The 18313-nt window shown below is 67.4% G+C and carries 13 protein-coding genes; 5 read left to right on the plus strand and 8 right to left on the minus strand.

All coding sequences use genetic code 11. From position 1 onward, the window contains the following. Positions 1 to 74: 74 nt before the first annotated feature. The 5 genes from I0K15_RS10175 to I0K15_RS10195 form a co-directional block, all read right to left on the minus strand. Entirely contained in the window at positions 75 to 1430 is a 1356-nt protein-coding gene (locus I0K15_RS10175) for a UDP-glucose dehydrogenase family protein (protein WP_196105312.1), read from the minus strand. A gap of 66 nt (positions 1431 to 1496) precedes the next feature. Then, positions 1497 to 2816, minus strand: a complete 1320-nt coding sequence (locus I0K15_RS10180) for an O-antigen ligase family protein (RefSeq protein ID WP_196105313.1) — start codon at positions 2814 to 2816, stop codon at positions 1497 to 1499. Between the two features lie 15 nt (positions 2817 to 2831). Then, a complete protein-coding gene (locus I0K15_RS10185; RefSeq protein ID WP_196105314.1) occupies positions 2832 to 5075 on the minus strand; it encodes a GumC family protein in 2244 nt (747 codons plus the stop codon). 34 nt (positions 5076 to 5109) lie between these two features. Further along, positions 5110 to 6111, minus strand: coding sequence for a UDP-N-acetylmuramate dehydrogenase (murB, locus tag I0K15_RS10190; RefSeq protein ID WP_196105315.1), 1002 nt, complete (start codon positions 6109 to 6111; stop codon positions 5110 to 5112). Then, on the minus strand, positions 6111 to 7460 hold the full coding sequence (locus tag I0K15_RS10195) for a UDP-N-acetylglucosamine 1-carboxyvinyltransferase (RefSeq protein WP_230374382.1): 1350 nt from the start codon (positions 7458 to 7460) through the stop codon (positions 6111 to 6113). The genes murB and I0K15_RS10195 overlap by 1 nt, the downstream gene beginning before the upstream one ends. Positions 7461 to 7608: 148 nt before the next feature. Between I0K15_RS10195 and I0K15_RS10200 the strand changes: the two genes are divergently transcribed. The 4 genes from I0K15_RS10200 to I0K15_RS10215 all read left to right on the plus strand — a co-directional run bounded on the left by I0K15_RS10200 (position 7609) and on the right by I0K15_RS10215 (position 13425). Beyond that, positions 7609 to 9363, plus strand: a complete 1755-nt coding sequence (locus I0K15_RS10200; RefSeq protein WP_230374383.1) for a polysaccharide biosynthesis/export family protein — start codon at positions 7609 to 7611, stop codon at positions 9361 to 9363. A gap of 25 nt (positions 9364 to 9388) precedes the next feature. After that, a complete protein-coding gene (locus I0K15_RS10205) occupies positions 9389 to 10723 on the plus strand; it encodes an oligosaccharide flippase family protein (protein WP_196101424.1) in 1335 nt (444 codons plus the stop codon). Further along, positions 10720 to 11715, plus strand: coding sequence for a glycosyltransferase family 2 protein (locus tag I0K15_RS10210; protein WP_196101425.1), 996 nt, complete (start codon positions 10720 to 10722; stop codon positions 11713 to 11715). The genes I0K15_RS10205 and I0K15_RS10210 overlap by 4 nt, the downstream gene beginning before the upstream one ends. 159 nt (positions 11716 to 11874) lie before the next feature. Further along, entirely contained in the window at positions 11875 to 13425 is a 1551-nt protein-coding gene (locus I0K15_RS10215) for a calcium-binding protein (protein ID WP_196101426.1), read from the plus strand. Between the two features lie 18 nt (positions 13426 to 13443). Here I0K15_RS10215 and I0K15_RS10220 read toward each other — a convergent pair whose 3' ends face one another. Beyond that, positions 13444 to 14649 (minus strand): glycosyltransferase, encoded by a 1206-nt coding sequence (locus tag I0K15_RS10220; RefSeq protein ID WP_196101427.1) that lies wholly within the window; start codon positions 14647 to 14649, stop codon positions 13444 to 13446. Positions 14650 to 14743: 94 nt separating this feature from the next. On the opposite strand from I0K15_RS10220, the gene I0K15_RS10225 reads away from it, so the two are divergent. After that, a complete protein-coding gene (locus I0K15_RS10225; protein WP_196101428.1) occupies positions 14744 to 15856 on the plus strand; it encodes a glycosyltransferase family 4 protein in 1113 nt (370 codons plus the stop codon). A 3-nt stretch (positions 15857 to 15859) separates the two neighbouring features. Here the strand turns inward: I0K15_RS10225 and I0K15_RS10230 are convergent, their stop codons facing one another. Then, positions 15860 to 17209: a hypothetical protein gene (locus I0K15_RS10230; RefSeq protein WP_196101429.1), complete on the minus strand. Its 1350-nt coding sequence runs from the start codon at positions 17207 to 17209 to the stop codon at positions 15860 to 15862. Continuing rightward, entirely contained in the window at positions 17202 to 18227 is a 1026-nt protein-coding gene (locus I0K15_RS10235) for an NAD-dependent epimerase (protein WP_196101430.1), read from the minus strand. Before I0K15_RS10235 ends, I0K15_RS10230 begins: the two co-directional genes overlap by 8 nt. Positions 18228 to 18313 lie beyond the last annotated feature (86 nt).

An 18313-nucleotide genomic window follows, 5' to 3' on the forward strand; every position in this document is an offset into this window, starting at 1 on the left:
CTCACATCGAACCAACAGCCCAAACAAAAGGGGCGCGCCGCAGCACGCCCCCTTCGTCAGTGTCTTGAGAAGCGTCAGGCGCTCTTGATCAGCCGGGCGGCCGGGGCGGAGACCGGGTCGCGGCCCACCAGCACGGCGGAGAAGCCCGCGGCCTGCAGTGCGTCCGGCGAGTAGACGTTGCGCAGGTCGGCCATGCGCGGCGTCTCCATCGCGGTCGCCATCCGCTCCAGGTCGAGCGCGCGGAACTCGTTCCACTCGGTCAGCAGGACGAGCGCGGTGGCGCCCTCAGCGGCCTCGTAGGCGTCCTCGACCCACTCGACGCCCGGCAGCAGCGCCTCGCCTTCCTTGCGGCCCTCAGGGTCCACCACGCGGACCTTGGCGCCTGCACCCACGAGGGCCGGCACGATGGTCAGCGACGGGCTCTCGCGCATGTCGTCGGTGTTCGGCTTGAAGGTCACGCCGAGCACGGTGATCGTCTTGCCGCTGACATTGCCGTCGCAGAGGTCGAGCACCTTGTCGACCATCGAGCGCTTGCGGCGGTCGTTCACGTCGATCACCGTCTCCACGATCCGCATCGGGCTCGCGTAGTCCTGACCGATGCGGGCGAGCGCCAGCGTGTCCTTCGGGAAGCAGGAGCCGCCGTAGCCGGGGCCTGCATGCAGGAACTTCGGCCCGATCCGACCGTCGAGGCCGACGCCCCGCGCCACTTCCTGCACATCCGCGTTCACCTTCTCGCAGAGGTCCGCGACCTCGTTGATGAAGGTGATCTTCGTGGCCAGGAACGCGTTGGCGGCGTACTTGATCATCTCGGCCGACGCGAGCGTGGTGAACATCACCGGGCTGTCACGCAGCTTGAGCGGGCGGTAGACCTCGGCCATCACGTCGCGCGCGTGGTCGGTCTCGACACCCACGACGACGCGGTCGGGGCGCATGAAATCCTCGATGGCGGCACCTTCGCGCAGGAACTCCGGGTTCGACGCGACGTGGAAGCGGATGTCGCGGCCGATCTCCTTGAGCTTGGCTGCGATCCGGTCACGGACGGCGGCGTTGGTCCCCACGGGCACGGTGGACTTCACGACCACCACGGTATCCTCGTCGATGAGCTCTGCCAGTTCCTCCGCCGCGGCGTAGACGTAGGAGAGATCGGCGTGCCCGTCACCGCGCCGGGTTGGCGTACCCACGGCGATGAAGACGGCATCGGCACCCTTCACCGCTTCGGCGGTGTTCATGGTGAAGCCCAGGCGGTTGGCGGCCACGTTGCGGGCCAGAAGCGCGTCGAGACCCGGCTCGTAGATCGGGATTTCCCCCCGCTCCAGCGCTTCGATCTTGCTCGCGGACTTGTCGACGCAGATGACGTCATGGCCGAAATCCGCGAAGCAGACGCCGGAAACCAGCCCGACATAGCCTGTTCCGATCATTGTAATTCGCATGGGATATCCCTTTCGTGGATACAACTTACAGTTGTTTTGCGTTGCACAATAATTCGCGAATCGCAATCACCCGTGCGCTACACTCGCCGGGAAAGACTGCCGTGACGTGCGTTTTTTCATTGTGAGAGGTGGAGAGCTCCATGTCGCTCCGATCACCAGGGCGTAGAGGATGTTCCCCTCGATCTGCCAGAGCGGCATCGTCGAGAGGTTGAGGATCACGAAACCCACCTGGATCGACACCGACCGCAGCGCCAGATGCCGGTCGGCGATCAGCATCCCGCGGATGATGTTGGTCAGGAAGAAGATGCAGAGCGCCGTCACCCCCACGATCCCGAACTCGTGGATGTAGGACACGAAGGTGTTGTGCGCGTAGAGCGGTAACCGCCGGTCCCACACCTCCGGCCCGAAGCCGATGATGTGCACATGCGTCTGTCCGCCGAGCCACTGGTTGATGTAGAGCGACCAGAGGTAGACCCGGCCGGAGAAGAGATCCTGCTCCGCCTCCGTGAACCGCAGCGGATCCTTTACCAGGTCCGCCCCGGTCTGGGCCACCACCAGCACGTCGATGAAGCGGTCGGGCAGCATCTCCCGCGCGCCGAACAGCAGCGCAGGCACCGCGATCAGGATCGTGAGGACCACGATGGGCCTGAGCTGCCGGGCGAAGCCGCCGAGGGCCACTGCGGCGGACAGGGCGAACATCACCGGCAGCGTGCCGAGGATCGTGGTGCGGTAGTTCGTCAGCATCACGCAGACGATGCCGAAGGCCACGATCGCGGGCCCCACCACCGGCCAGCGCCAGCGCACCAGCGCCGCCGTGCACAGGAAGCCGAACAGCATCACCGAGAACGCGGCCTCGTGGTAGTAGCCGCCGATATAGCTGATCGAGCCGTCATTCTCCGTCGCCTTGGACACGCCGAGCGCCACCGACAGCATTTGCAGGATCACCGGCGTGAGCATGGCCACGACCACCGCCTTCAGCACGTCGTCCTTGCCGTAGATGCGGAAGGCCCGCCAGCTCAGCATCGCGAGCGCGAAGAAGTAGGCCCACTTGATCAGGTCGTTGATCATCCCGCCGAATTCGCCGTTGATCACGGCCGACACGGTCACGATCAGCACGATCAGCCACGCCGTCACCAGCATGTTGAGGCGGAGCAGCCGCGGCCCCGCCAGCAGCAGCCCGATCCCGGCCACCGCGACCGACGCCAGCGCGTTGATCGACAGGCCCGCCGCCATCGGCGTGAAGGTCCATTCGTGGAACGCCGACAGCACAAGCCGCAGCCAGATGGCCATGACCAGGAACTGCGTCGGCCGGTCGAAGTCCTTCACCATTCGCAACGTGGCGAAGAAGGTGAAGACCGAGACCCCTGCGGCGATGGCGGGCCACATGGCGCGCGCTCCGTTCTAGACGCGACGCGCGCGCATGGCCGTCACCACACCCAGACGCCGCTTGCGACGGCGCAGGAGCGACCAGCGGCGCGGCTCGGGCACACCCGTCAGCACGACACCGGCGAGCGGTGCGTCGACGCGGGCCAGCTCCTCGGACGACAGCTTCAGATCCGCCATCGTGGTCCAGGACTGACGGGCGGTCAGCACCACCCGGTCGCTGCGCGCCGCGATGTCGAGTGCGGCGGACAGCGTCAGCACCGGTGCCGCATGGATCACCACCATGTCGAACGGCTCCTGCCCGTCGTCGAGGGCCGCGTCGAGCTCCCGGATCGGGTTGTCGTCCGGCGCGCTCATCAGCCGTCCGACGGCCAGACCGTCGGAGATTTCCGACACGCAGCCGGGCCCGATCGGGGCCAGCTCCGGCGCCAGCGTCTCGACCAGCATCCCGTTCTCCGGATCCGCTTCGGCGAGCAGCACGTTCCGCCCGGCTTCCGCGCCGGCACGGGCCAGCAGCAGCGCGAGCTGCTCGGTGTCGTGGCCGTTGCCCGCGCTCGTGACGAGGATGGAGAGCGGCATCGCCCCCCGGTCCCGCTGCATCGAACGGACGGAGCCCTTGGCGCCCGGCCGCATCAGCAGAGCGCGCAGACGCCGCGCGACCTCCGCTTCCGTGGCGGCCGTGTCCCCGGCGTCGAGCCGGTTGAACAGCGCACGCGGCGTGGCATCCCGCAGCTTCGGCATGGTGGCGAGCAGCGACCGGTTGGTGGCCGAGCGCACGTCCGCCGTACCGCGCACCAGCGGCCGCTGCAGATCGCGCAGCACCACGCTGGCCGAAGCGACGAGGCCACCGGCGAGCATCGCGAGGATCAGGAGCGGCACCTTCTGCGGCCCCGCCGGATCGACCGGCGGCTGCGCCGGCGTCACGAGGCGGGCGTTCGCCTGCTGGAAGCCACCCCGCTCGCTCGTCTCACGCAGGCGGGTCAGGAACTGTCCGTACACGAGACGCAGCGCCTCGGCCTCCCGCTCCAGCTCGCGCAGGCCGATCAGGGCGCGGCGCTTCTCGGACTGGAGGCGCTCCATCCCGGTAATCTCGGCGCGAAGCTGATCCACCCGCTCCCGCGCGATGTCCACGCGGGCGTTGAGCGCCGTGGCGACCTCCGCCGTCTCCGCGTCGATCTCCGCATCGATGGCAGAGAGCTGGTTCTGCAGGCCACCCACGGACCCGCCGCCGCTCTGCGACACGACCGTCGAGATCTGGCGGCGCAGGTTCGCCCGGCGCTGCTCCAGCGTCGCGAGGACCTGCGATTCCCCGATATCGAGGGCCGAGGCGTAGTTCCCGCTGTCCACCAGTTCGACGAAGCGCTGGGCCTGCGCCCGCTCCTCGGCCAGCTGATCCCGGGCGCGCACCAGAAGGACCGCGAGCTCGGCGAGCTGCCGGTCGATCACCTCGGGGCTCGACCGATCGTCGAGGAGCTGGTCGGCGCGGTAATCCTCCACCGACTGCTCGGCTTCCTCTAGCTGCCGGCTCAGATCCTCCACGCGGGTCGACAGCCAGGCGATGGCCGTCTCGCTCGCCGCGAACTTGTCGTCGAGCTGACGCTCCAGATAGACCTCCACGATCGTGTTCGCGATCCGCGCCGCACGGCGGGAGTTCGACGAGGTCACGCGGATGTCGATCACGTGGGACAGGCCCTGCTGAGCCGCCCGCGTCTTGGACCGCAGGATGTTCGCCGCGACCTCCTCATGGGTCCGGATCACCGGCGCGCTGTCCGTGCGGGCCCGTGCCGAGCCGCCCTCGTCCCCGTCGCCGAGGATGTCGCGCACCGCCTGCCGGGCCGCCCCGGTCACGACGCTCATCGTGCTCTTTTCCTGCAGGTCCGGATTGAACTCCGCATACCGGTGGAGCTGCAGCCGCCGCGCGACCTCCTCCAGCACACCGCGGGAGCGCAGGATCGCGATCTCCGACAGGATGGTGCCGGTGCCCAGCGTCGGGTCGTCCACCACGTTCTCGATCGCGATGACCCGGTTGCCGCCGGTTTCCAGCAGCAGTTCGGCGCGCGCGACGTAGATCGGCTCCAGCCGCACGAGGATCGCCGCGGCGATCACGGCCGAGAAGAACGCGACGGCGCCGATTAGGATCTTGTTGCGCATGATGGAGGCGAAGAAGCCCCCGGTGTCGACGACTTCATCCTGGCCTGGAACGGCGTCCTGATAGCCTGAGCGGGACCGACGGGGGTCCTGAATGGGATTGTATCCGGTCATGGCGTGGCCTTCTGTCGGGCGCGATGCCCGCTCCTCAAGCGGAACGGGCGCGGGGGGAACTGAGATCAATGGCGGAGAGATGCGCAGGCCGGAGAGTCCCTTCCGGCGGCAGGTGGCGCACCTCACAGTCCATGGCGATACCCGTGCGCTCCGCCACGCGGGCCCGGGCCAGCGCGATCAGGTGCAGCACGTCTTCGGAACGGGCGCCGCCTTCATTGACGATGAAGTTGGCATGGCGTGGAGAGATCCGGGCGCCCCCCCGGCCCGTCCCCTTCAGCCCCGTTTCCTCGATCGCCCGACCCGGAGGGCCGAGCGTGGCGTAAAGGGCCGGGTTCGACAGGAACACCGACCCGCAGTTGGGTTGGGTGCGCGGGAACTTCCCGCGCCGTTCGGCCAGGATCGCGATCGCTTCGCGCCGCATCTCCTGTGTATCGCCCTTCTCGTAGCGGAAGCGGGCGGACACGACGGTCGCGCCCCGGTCCTGAAGGGCCGAGCGGCGGTAGGAAAAGGCGCAGTCGTCGCGGGTGAGCGTGCTCATCCGCCCGTCCTTCTCCACCACCTTCACATCGACGAGCTGGTCGCCGATGCCCTTGCGCTGGCTGCCGCCGTTCATCACGACGAGCCCGCCCAGCGTGCCGGGAATTCCTGCAGCATGCACGTTGCCCTGCAGGCCTGCCCGGATCGTCTTGAGCACGAAGTATGGAACCCAGAGCCCGGCCTCGGCCTCCACCAGACCCGTCTCCGGGTCCGCGCGGAACGCCGACATCGCAGGACCGACCACCACGAGCACGCCGCGATAGCCGTTGTCGTCGAAGAGCAGGTTGGACCCCTCGCCGATCACGACGTGGCGCGTGCCGCTCTCATGCAGCAGGCCCAGCCCGGCGGAGACTTCCTCGGGCGTCTCGGGCGTGAAGACGGCATCGGCGATGCCGCCGATCTGCCATCGGCCCAGCGTCGACATGTCGACCCCGGTGCGAAGCCGGCCCGGCGCGTGCCGCTCCAGCTCCGCCAGGATCTCGGGCGAGGGGGCGCGCATCAGTCCGCCGTCTCGCGGATGTCGATCTCCACGCCCAGTTTCGCGAGCTTGCGCGGCAGGCCGTCATAGCCCCGCAGCGCCATCTGGAACGCCCCGATGGTCGAGGTGCCCTCGGCCGCCAGCGCCCCGATCAGCAGGGACATGGAGCCTCGAAGATCGGTGGAGGTCAGCTCCGCCGCCTTCATCGGTGCGCGCCCATGGGTCACGATACGCCCCGGCTCTGCCTCGATCGCGTCGATGCCGGTGAGCTTCGTCAGCTCGCGAGCATAGGCGATGCGCTCAGGGTAGCGGTAGTCGAAGATCCGGCTGGTGCCGTCCGCGATCAGGCCCATCAGCGTGTAGAACGATTGCATGTCCGAGATGATGCCCGGATGCGTTCCGCAGGCGAGTTCGAAGGGCTGCACCGCGCGGCCCGTGATGCAGCCCGGATGCACCCACAACGAGTTGGAGTTGCGGAAGAGGTCCACACCCATCTTCTCGATGTGCAAGAGCGGCACTTCCATCTCGGAGAAGGGCACGTTGTCGATCTGGATCGTGCCGCCCAGCATCAGGGCCACGACCACCCAGGTGATCGCCTCGATCCGGTCGGGCATCACGTCCATGCGGGCGCCGGACAGCTCCGGCACGCCCTCGACCTTCACCAGGCTGTTGCCGAAGACCTCGATCCGCGCACCCATACGGGTCAGCAGCTCGATCAGGTCCTCGATCTCCGGCGTGATGTAGGCGTTGACGATCTCGGTCGTGCCGTTGGCGACGGAGGCGCAGATCAGCGCGTTCTCCGTTCCACCGACCGTCGAGATCGGGAAGGCGATGCGTCCGGCCTTGAAGCCGTTGCCGCGCACTTCGATCGCGTCGGGCTTTTCCTCGACCTCACAGCCGAGCGCGCGCCACACCATCACGTGCAGGTCGTAGCCCCGGCTGCCGATCTTGCAGCCGCCCGGATAGGGGATGCGGGCAAAACCGGTCTTCCGAAGCTGACCGGCCACCAGCAGGTAGGTCGTCCGAATCGGATAGTCCTGCTCCTCGGTGAAGGGCGAGGTCTCCATGCCGGAGGCGTCGATGGTGACCGTCTCCCGCTCCGAATCGCGTTCTGCAACGGCCCCCATGCCGCGCAGGAACCGCAGCTTGTGGTTCAGATCGACGAGTTCGGTCGGCGCATTGCCGAGCACGACAGGCTCATCCGTCAGCAGGGCCGCAGCAATCAGGCGCGTGGCGGAGTTCTTCGCTCCGCTGACCCGCACCGATCCCGTGGGCACCTGACCGCCCCGCACGGTGGCGGTCAGGCCGCCGGGCCGTGTGAGCAGTTCTTCGCTGAGCCATGTCCTGTCGAGGGCGTGATCGTCAGGCATCAAAGTCTCCGTGAACTTGGGTCACGCGCAGGCGTGTTCGGCGCGCGCCACAATTTTTCCGTTCGCAACTGCAAAATACACTGATAGGTTGTGCCACGTAAACGCATAAGGTGCAGGTCCCGTGTTTCATACAATCATGAAGTGTGCCGTGAGCACACTCGCCATCATGACGGGAGCGCTCCCCGCGGCGGCTCAAGCCACGCTGCAGCCGGGCGACGTCCTTTCTATGCAGGTTATCGGCCTGCCCGAACTCGCCGTGCAGGCGCCCATCGGATCGGACGGGCGCGCGCGCCTGCCGCTCGTCGGCCCGGTGGATGCTGATGGCGAAACCATCGAATCGTTGGAGAGCTCCGTGCGCGCCGCGATGGAGAACGAGGTCTACCGGCGCTACGACGCCACCGGCACCGTTTATTTCATAGCGCTCGCGCCCGAGGACGTGTTCCTGACCGTCGCCGAATGGCGCCCGGTTTTCGTCCAGGGCGACGTCGCCCGCTCCGGCGCGATCCCCTACCGCGCGGGCAAAACCGTGCGGATGATCATGGCCGAATCGGGTGGGCTGCTGCCCGGCGGTATCCTGAATGGCGACCCACGCGCTCTCGAACGCCTCCCCGATTTGCAAGCTGCGAATCGGCGGCTGTCGCTGCAGATGGCACAGGCTGAAGCCATCGCGCTTCGCATCGAAGCGGAGCTGTCGGGCGAGCAAGCCATGCCGCCCGTGCCCGTCCCGAGTGGCGCGGATGCAACAGATGTCCAGGCGATTCGCGATCTGGAAAGCCGTCGCCTCGAATTCTCCCGCGAGAATGACGAGGCTGCCCGCGCCTTCCTCGAAGCCGCGATCCGGCAGGCGGAGCATCGTATCCGCGTGCTCGAACAGCAGGTTGGCGCGCAGCGCGAGCAGGTCGAAGCCGATGCCGAGGAGGCCGCGCGCCTCCAGAGCCTGCTCGACCAGGGTCTGACGCAGGCCGGCCGCCTCGTCGACTTCCGCCGAGCGCAGCTCGCCTCCTCCACCCGCGTGCTGCAGACCGAGAGCGAGCTCGCGCGTGTCGCACTCGACCGTACCCGGCTGCTCGACGAGCTCTCCCGCCTCGACACCGTCCGCGACGGCGCTCTCCTGGCCGAGCTCTCCGAGACCCGCGCAAACCTGCGCGAGATCGGCATCTCGCTCCAGGCGACGCAGGAGGAGATGGCGAGCCTCGGCGTGATCGCCACGCCCAGCTCCGAGCCGCCCGAGACCGTCATCACCCTCTTCCGCGACGGGGAGGAGATGCCGGACGTGACCCTCGACAGTGAGGTTCTGCCCGGCGACGTGGTCGAGATCCGCTCCGTCATGCCCGAGCCGACCCTTGTCGGCGCGGCGCCTGACGAAGCGGCCCAGACCGGTGACGCGGTCCTGTCCGCACAGCCCACGCCGCTGGAGCGCCTGAACACCCCGATCCCGACCGGCCCGGATGACGGCGAAACCGCCGCAGCCCCGGTCGAGAGCACCCAGGAGCCCGCGGCCACCCCGGTGGAGGTCGTCGAGGAACCGGCCGCCACTCCGGTGGAGGTGGTCGAGGAGCCCGCCCCGACCCCGGTCGACATCGTGGAGGAGGACGCAACCGCCCCCGCCCCGGTCGAGATCGTCGAGGACGAGCCCGCGCCCGCCCCCGTCGAACAGCAGGCCGCCGGTGAGGAAACCGAGCCTCGCGTCGCCGAGGAGCAGCCCGCCGATGGCGACGGCCTGATCTCCGAACCCGGCCTCGACACGCCGCTCGACGTGCTGCCGGCCTCCGCCAACGAGGACGACCGCGCCTCCGACGCGACCGAGTACGGGGATGTTATTGTCGGCGCACGGGCGAACATACTGACGCCATTGCCGGTGCGCGTGTCGCCGAGGCCCGAGCCGCGGCCGGACAACCTCTGACACGCCCCGCCGTTCGGAGAGGTCTATGACCGGTCACGCCCCGAAACGTCGGAGCTTCCTGCGCGATGTCATGGATGTCGGCGCGGCGCGCGTCATCGTGCTGCTCGCCACGCTCGGCGCCAATGTCATCATCGCGCGCACGCTCGGCCCGGAAGGCAAGGGTGCGATCACGGCGCTGACCGTGGTGCCCTTCCTCATCATCACGCTGGCGGAGCTCGGGCTGCGCCAAGCCACGACCTACCATATCGGGCGCAAGACCTTCGACGCGCAGACGGTGGTGAGCACGCTGATCCTGCTGTACCTCGCCTCCAGCGTGATCGGGGTGCTGATCTGCCTGATCTACTTCAACATCGCCTGGCAGCCGCAATTCACGGTCGCCGCCGTGATCGCGGCGACGCTCTTCATCCCGTTCGGCCTGATGCGGAACTACACGACCGGCATCTTCCTGGGGATGGAGAAGGTCGCCGTCTTCAGCCGTGTGAACTGGATGCCGGGGGTCACGCAACTCATCGTGCTCGGCATCCTGGCGCTGATCGGCGTGATCTCGATCACCGGTGCGGTCTGGGCGGCGCTGATCGGCGTGATCGTGGTCGCCGCCTACGCGGCCCGGCTCGTGGCGCGGGAGGTGCGGCTCACCCCGATCTTCGACAAGGACTGCATCATCGCGATGCTGCGCCTCGGCGGGATCTTCGCCGTGGCGCTGTTCCTCATCTCGCTTAACTACAAGATCAACATCTTCCTCCTGCAGTACTGGTCGGATCTGGAGCAGGTGGGGATCTACGCGCTCGGTGAGAGCATTGCGGAGCTCATCTGGCAGGTGCCCGGCACCATGTCCGCCGTGATCCTGTCGCGCAGCGCCAACGCCAAGAACGACGCCCAGTTTACCGAGCGGATCGGCATCCTGCTGCGCCTCTCGGTTATCATCGGCATCATTGGGGCCACGGGCCTCGGGATCGTCAGCCCGGTGCTGATCCCGCTGGTCTTCGGCGCTGAGTTCGCGGACAGCGCGCAGGTGCTGATCCTGCTCCTGCCCGGCATCGTCGCCTTCGTGATCTTCAAGATCCTGAACGTGGATCTCGCGGGCAAGGGGCGGCCCTGGGTCTCCATGCTCGTCATCATTCCGGCGCTGGGGCTGAACGCCGCCGCGGCCTCCTTCCTCATCCCCGCCTACGGGGCGGAAGGGGCGGCGATCGCGTGCTCCATCAGCTATCTCGGGACGGCAGCCGCCTTCACGGTTCTCTACTGTCGCGTTACCAAAACACCGTTGGTAGACTTCGTGACGCCGCGTATGTCCGATCTCGATTTTCTGATTCAGAAGGTGCCCGCCCTGCGGGTCTTACGCCCGGGGGCCCGCCCATGACCGATCAGCCGCTCGTTTCCGTCGTCACGGTCTATTACAACCGCGTCGGCCACGTGCGGGAGGCGATGCAGAGCCTCTTCGACCAGACCGAAAAGAACATCGAGATCATCGCCGCCGATGACGGTTCCACCGACGGAACCGGTGCGGCGCTGGAGGCGCTGGACGACCCCCGCCTCATCGTGCGGCGGCATGAGAACATGGGCTTCGTCGCCGCGGTGAACGCCGCGATTCGGTCGAGCCGCGGCAAGTACGTCGCGATCCACGGCTCCGGCGACATCTCCCAGCCCCAGCGCCTCGCGAAGCAGGCCGCGATCCTTGAGGCCCGGCCCGAGATCGGCCTCGTCGGCTGCTGGATCGAGAACGAGGATCTTGTGGGTCAGGCCTTGGAGCTCAAGAAACCCACCGACGACATGCCGCTCCGGGAGGAGATCCTGAAGCGTAATCCCTTCACCCACGGCGAGGTCATGTATCGCCGCGACCTCTTCGACAAGGTCGGCGGCTACCGCGAGTTCTTCCGCTTCGCCCAGGACCGCGACCTGTGGGTCCGGATGAGCCGCCACACCGACCACGCCGTGGTGCCCGAGGTGCTCTACCGTCGCAAGCGTCTGGCCGGCGGCGTCTCCACCACGGCGGAGAAGCTGATTCTCCAGGGCATGCTCTCCGAATTCGCCGTCCATTGCGGGCGCGAGGTGGCCGCAGGCCGCCCTGATCCGCTGGAGCGCACCGGCCCCTCCGCGGGCCTTCTGCGCACCCGTTCGGCCAGCCTCGCCGGCCGTTTCGCCCGCGTCGGCATCAAGATGCTCGCCATCGAAGAGACGCAGAACGCGGAGAAGCTCATTGCCGCCGCGCGCAACGAGCACCCCAACCTGCCCATCGTGCGGGTCGCCTCCGCCCTGCTGTCGGCCAGCCGTATGGGGGCCGTCTGGTCCCGCGTCCTGCGCCCCTCGGTGCGTCGCGGGCTGGAGCTTCGGACCGGTCCCATCGGCGGTTGATTGCCTGTCTGCGGAGCAGTTGTGCCCTCGAAACCGCACTCCAACGTTTGGTCACACTTTTAAGCGTTTAGGTGAGTGGCACCGTCATATGTGCAACTTATACGTGTAGGTACCGGTCCGTCGGACGGTGGGCCGGGTCACGCTAGGGGGCATGAAAATATGGCTATTGATATCATTGGGACGGCGGGTGACGACTCGCTGGCTGGGGACGATCGCGACGAAAACCTGATCGGCCTTGAGGGAGACGACACGCTCAGCGGCGGGCTGGGCGTCGACAGCTTCGACGGGGGCGACGGCACCGACACGGTCGATTTCACCTATAAGTCGGGGACCGTCGTCATCGACCTGCCCGCGGGCGAGATCCGCTTTCCCGGCGGCACGGTAGAGACCATCGTGAACGTCGAGAACGCGATCGGTGCGTCCGGCGCGGGCACCACGTTCATCGGGGATGACAACGACAACGTCTTCATCGGCGGCTTCGGCGACGATCCCGACGACACCTTCATCGGCGGCGGCGGCAACGATTTCTTCGACGGCCGCAAGGGCATCGATTCGTTCGACGGCGGCGACGGCATCGACACCGTCACGCTGAACGACAGCGACAAGCCGATCGGCGCGACCATCGACCTAGAAGCGGGGACCATCATCTTCGACTTCACCCAGGTGCTCGGCCCCCGCGGCCAGCAGGTGGTCGAGACCATCGTGAACGTCGAGAACCTGATCGGCCCGCGCGGGGAGAGCATCATCTTCGGCTCCTCCGTCGACAACATCCTCACCGGCAACGGCGAGATCTACGGCCGCGAGGGCAACGACACCATCTTCATCCGCGGCGGTCTCGCTGAGGGGAACGAGGGCGACGACCTCATCATCTCCCAGAAGTTCGCGGCCGAGCTGCGTGGCGGCGAAGGCAACGACACCCTCATCGGCACCGATTCGGATGGCGAGAAGGACGGGGAGGAGATCCTGCTCGGCGGCGCCGGCGATGACCTGATGATCGGCAATACCGGCATCGACTTCTTCGACGGCGGCTCCGGCGTGGACACGGTCGATTTCAGCTACACGACGGCGGACGCGGATATCAATCTCGACCGGGAGGAGGCGATCTTCCTCGGCCGCGTGACCGAGACCGTGCGCAACGTCGAGAACGTGATCGGCACCGACGGCGACAACATCATCACCGGCAGCGACGCGGACAACGTGCTCAACGGGGCCGGCGGTAACGACATCCTGATCGGCGGTCTCGGCATCGACACCTTCGACGGCGGGGCGGGCAGCGACACGCTCGACTTCAGCTACACCCGCGCCGATGCCGATATCGACCTCAACACCGGTGAGGTGACCTTCGCCAACGGCGTGGTCGAGACCTTCGCTAATATCGAGAACCTGATCGGCACGCGGGGCGAGAACGTCCTGATCGGCGATGACGGCGACAACGTGATCGAGGGCGACAACGACGACGATATCCTGACCGGCAACGGCGGGCGCGACACCTTCGTCTTCCGCCTCGGCGACGACACCGACACGATCACCGATTTCGAGGACGGCCTCGACCGGCTCGACCTGCGGCCCACGGGCCTCGGCTTCGGCGATCTCGGCATCTTCGACAGCGGCATCGATACCCTGATCCGCTATGGCGACCGGGGCGACGAGATCCGGCTCGCGAACTTCGAGAGTGCCAATCTCGGCGTCGAGGACTTCCTCTTCGTCTGATACCGGAGGGCGCGGGGCTCAGACCCCCGCGCCACCCCGCCACCGGTCCACGTAGCGCTCCATCGCGGCCTCGGCCGAGAAGTTGTCGCGGATGTGCTTCTCGCTCAGCGGACCGGACGTTTCCTGCTTTTTCTCCACCAGCGCCGCACCGATCCGCTGGGCCAGCGCCTCGGGCGCGATGTCCCGCGCGATCTCCCCGGTCACACCGTCCTCCACCAGCGCCTCGATCCCCGGCGTGTGCGAGGTGATGATGTGGCAGCGCGCCAGCATCGCCTCCTTCACCACGTTGGGCAGCCGTTCGGAGGGTTTGGTAGACGCAAAGGCAAAGATCGTGGCGGCGCGCATCCGGGCGAACAGCGCCTCGCGCGGCAGCATGCCGAGAAAGGTCACCTTCTCCGCCAGGTCCAGCCGCTCCACCTGCGCCTTGAGCGCCTCGCGCTCCGCCCCGTCACCCGCGATCTCCAGCCGCGCGCCCGGATGCTTGGCGAGCACCATGGGCATCGCGTCGATGATCCGGTCGATGTTCTTCGCCTTCTGGAAGTTCGCGGCCGTCAGGATCAGCCCCGGCTCCTTCTCCGCCGCGGGCGTGTTGGCGAGGTCCAGCGGAATGCCTCGCGGCACAACCGTGACCCGCGCCGGATCGACGCCGCGCTCGGCCAGCAGCTCCAGGTTCTCGGCGGCATGGGTGAACACCGTGTGAGAGGTGCCCGCTAGATGCGGCGCGGCCGGCAGGAAATGCGTGGTCAGATCATACGCGCCCAGGAACATCGAGCGCACGGCCTTGGGTGCGATCTGCTCCACGAGGGGCAGGGCAAGCGCCGGGTAATGCCCCCAGAACGCGTGCACCACATCGGGCGGATCGTCCCGCATCTCGTCCGCGATATCGACCAGCCGGGGAATCAGCGCCGTCGCCCGGACGAGCTGTCCGCCGCTCCTCCCCACATGCCGCGCGATCACCCCGGCGAGCCGCGCTGCGAGGCCGAGGTTGCGTGGCTGAACGGCAACGCTCCCTGTGCCTTTCCACGTCGGATGGCTCCGCTCATCGAGGGTCAGGCCGTATTCCCGCGCCGCCGCCAGATGCTCCGGCTGGGCGGGGCGAAGCGCCCGAACCGTCACCGAATGCCCCAGATTTTGCAGTGCAAGCACGTCGGAGATGGCGAAGGGCTGGCTGGGCATCGGCCAGCTCATCAGCAGATACGTGATCCGCAGCGGTGTCGCGTTCATGGGGGGCAACCCTCAGAAAAGATGGCGAAGTCTTTTGGTTGTGGTACAACTCATAGTTGATTGTGCAGGTGCGAACGTCAATCGGAGCTATCACATGAAAATCGTTTCTCCCGGGGCCCGTGGCATACCGAACGTCGAGGGGGGTGCCGAGAAGAGCGCGGAGATGATCTTCCCGGTGATCGCCCGTCGTCACGATGTGACGATGCTGTGTCTCGCGGAGTTCACCGAGGCGACGGAATACCGTGGCGTGAACATCATCCGCCTGCCCTCCGTCCGCATCCTCGGCACCGACAAGCTCTACATGTACATGGCCTCCATCTGGCATATCGCGCGGATGCGGCCCGACATCGTGCACTGCCAGGGCCTGAACGCGGCGTTCTTCCTGATGGTCTACAAGATCTTCGCCAAGCGCGTCACCGTCCGCTACGGCTCGGCCGACTATCTCAACGGCAAGTGGGGCCCGATCGGGCGCACCGCCTTCCGCTTCTGCGAGTGGCAGCTCCGCTATGCCGACGCCGTGATCTCCGTCACCGACAGCCTGAAGAACCGCCTCGTGGACCGGAACGTCACCGACAAGGTCGTGGTGATCCCGAACGCCATCGACCCGGTGCATGTGGACGTGACGCCCGAGGATCTCGCGCCGTGGGGACTGGAAAAGGACCGCTTCTTCCTCTCCGTCGGCCGGATCACCTGGCAGAAGGATTTCACCACGCTCATCACCGCCTTCCAGAAGGCGAAGGAGCAGCGGCCCGACATGGGCAAGCTCGTGCTCGTCGGCGGCGATGACGGGTCAGGCGAGTTGCAGAAGCTGCAGGCCATCGCGGGTGAGGATGTCGTCTTCACCGGTCGCCTGCCGCGCGACCAGATCGGCGCGCTCTACGGCTCCTGCCTGATGTACGTGAACAGCTCCCGCCACGAGGGCCTGTCGAACGCCATCCTCGAGGCGATCAGCCACGACGCGCCGCTGGTGGTCAGCGATATCGATGAGAACTCCGACCTGCCGCTGAGCGCCGAGCAGTTCTTCCGCGTCGGCAATGTCGAGGAGCTGACGGCGAAGATGGTCCTCGCCGCCGATGGGGAGATCGACCGCTTCCGCATCGACAAGTCGATCTTCGCGAGCTGGGACGACGTCGCCCGCCGGACCGAGGCGCTGTTCGAGGCACTGCTCGACCAGCCCCGCGGCTCCGACCTGCCGGCGGAGGCGTAGGCCTCAGATCCCGCCCGCCGCGCGGTGCAGCGTTTCGAGCCAGACGCCGATCCGGCTCATCCGCACCCCGGCCTGGGTGAAGGGCTCTTCGGGCACCGCGGGCATACCTTGCGCCCGCGGCGTCGCCGGATCATCGGGCGGCATCGCGATCCAGCGATGGGCGCCCGTCTCGATCTCCCGCACGATCCGCGCATCCGTGGCATCCCGCGCCGCGGGCCAGGCACCCGCATGGGCAAAGACCCGCTCGGCCACCTCGCTCGCGGGCAGCAGCTCGTGCCGCGCGATCACCGGCGGCGTGTCGACCCGCTGCACCCATTGCCCGCTCGGCGGCCGGTCCCGCCGCCCGTTCACGAAGTTGTCGCGGGCGAACAGCACCACCGGCGCCTCCTCCTGCAACTCGTCCATCTGGCTCGGCTCCACCGTGATGTAGCGGTTTCGCGTGCTGGAGGGGGTGTTGGCCCCCGCGCGCGCGACATTGCCGATGGCGGTGATGCTGATCTCCGCCTCCTCGCCCTCGATATCGTCGCGCAGGATGAAGTGGAGCGGTGACTTCTCCCCCCAGTTCGCGATCAGAGTGTTCACGACGGCCGCCGAACTGCCCTGCTCCAGCGTCGGATTTCGCCGCGTGGCACCGGCCATCAGCGTGTCCGCGACCAGCACACCCCGCGCCCCGCGCCGCAGCAGCAGCCCGTAGTTGTGCTGCCCGCGCGGATGCCCCGCCTCCGTCAGCGGCTCCGCCAGAAGGGATGACAGGATCGAGACGCGCCGCACGCGCTTGCCGAAATCCGGGTAGACGCTGACGAGCTCGTCCACCGACCAGGAGGCGGAGACGTTGCGCAGCACGATATCCTCCAGATCGCCCTCGTTGAGCGCCGGGCCGATCTGGATCGCGTCGATGTCGTCGGCGGGCAGGCCGCCCTCGCGCACGCCTCCGGGGCGCACGCGGATATGCTCGACCATCACCCGGTTGCCGCGGATCTTCAGCGGCGCACCGCTCAGCGTGACGCCCGCGGGCCCCCGCCTGCTGCGCGGCGCGGTCTGCCCGGCCACGCGCACGTCGTCGCGCAGGATCTCCAGCCGCCGCTCCAGCGCGATCTCGCCCGAGACGGCGAAGACGACGTAGCGCATCCCCTCCACCGGCTGGCCGTCCCGCGTCTCCCACGTGTTCACGGCCCAGCGGAGCGTGCCGACCTCGCCGTCATCGTCGAGTGAATCCACCACCAGCACCGTGCCCGGCCCGCGGTTGAAGATCGACAGGTCCACCCCCGCGATTTCCTGCGCCAGAACGGGCAGGGCCAGAACGAAGAAGAGCGCGGAAACCGCGCTCCTGATCAGGACTTGCCCCTTAGACACCGTAGTACCTCCTGTACCAGTCCACGAAATGCCGGACCCCCTCACCGACCGGCGTACTGGGACAGTATCCCACGGCATCGCTCAAAGCGGAACTGTCTGCATAGGTGTCGGGCACATCGCCGGGCTGCATCGGCAAGAGCTCCACCTGCGCCTTGCGGTTCAGCGAGCGTTCCAGTGCGCTGACATACTCGGTCAGGTTCACCGGCGTGTTGTTCCCGATATTGTAGATGCGGAACGGCGCGTCCGAACGGTCGGGCCGCGGCTCCGCCGGATCCCAGTCCGGATCGGGCTCCGCCGGATGGTCGGAGACGCGGACCACCCCCTCCACGATATCGTCGATATAGGTGAAGTCGCGGCTGTGATCGCCGTTGTTGAAAAGCTGGATTGGCTCCTCGGCGAGGATCGCGCGGGTAAAGCGGAACAGCGCCATGTCGGGCCGCCCCCAGGGTCCGTAGACCGTGAAGAAGCGCAGGCCCGTCGTCGGGATGCGGAAGAGGTGGCTGTAGGCATGCGCCATCAGCTCGTTCGCCCGCTTGGTCGCCGCGTAGAACTGCAGCGGATGATCGACGCCGTGCTCCTCGGCAAAGGGCATCGCGGTGTTCGCGCCGTAGACCGAGGAGGTCGAGGCGTAGGTCAGATGCGCCACCTTCGCGTGCCGGCAGGCCTCCAGGATATTGGTGAAGCCAATCAGGTTGGAATTCACGTAGTCATGCGGGTTCTTGATCGAATGCCGCACCCCGGCCTGCGCGGCCAGATGGATAACCCGCTCGAATCCCCCCGCTTTCTCGAACGTCTCGTTGACCGCCGTCTGGTCGGCGAGGTCCGCGCGGACGAACGTCCATTCGGACCCCGTCTCCTCGGCCACACGCTCCAGCTCGGCCAGCCGGCCCTCCTTCAGGGCCGGGTCGTAGTAGTCGTTCACCACGTCGAAGCCGACGACCGCATGGCCGCGCTCCAGCAACCGGCGCGCCACGTGGAATCCGATGAATCCCGCGGTCCCGGTGACGAGATGTGTCATGGCGATGTCCCCGCTCCTCATCGCTTTGCCCTCGGCGCGACAATAGAAGGTCATGTTGCACCTGCACAAACTGAAAGCGGGGCCGC

This window comes from Pontivivens ytuae, assembly GCF_015679265.1.
In the GTDB taxonomy this organism is placed as follows: Bacteria; Pseudomonadota; Alphaproteobacteria; order Rhodobacterales; family Rhodobacteraceae; genus Pontivivens; species Pontivivens ytuae.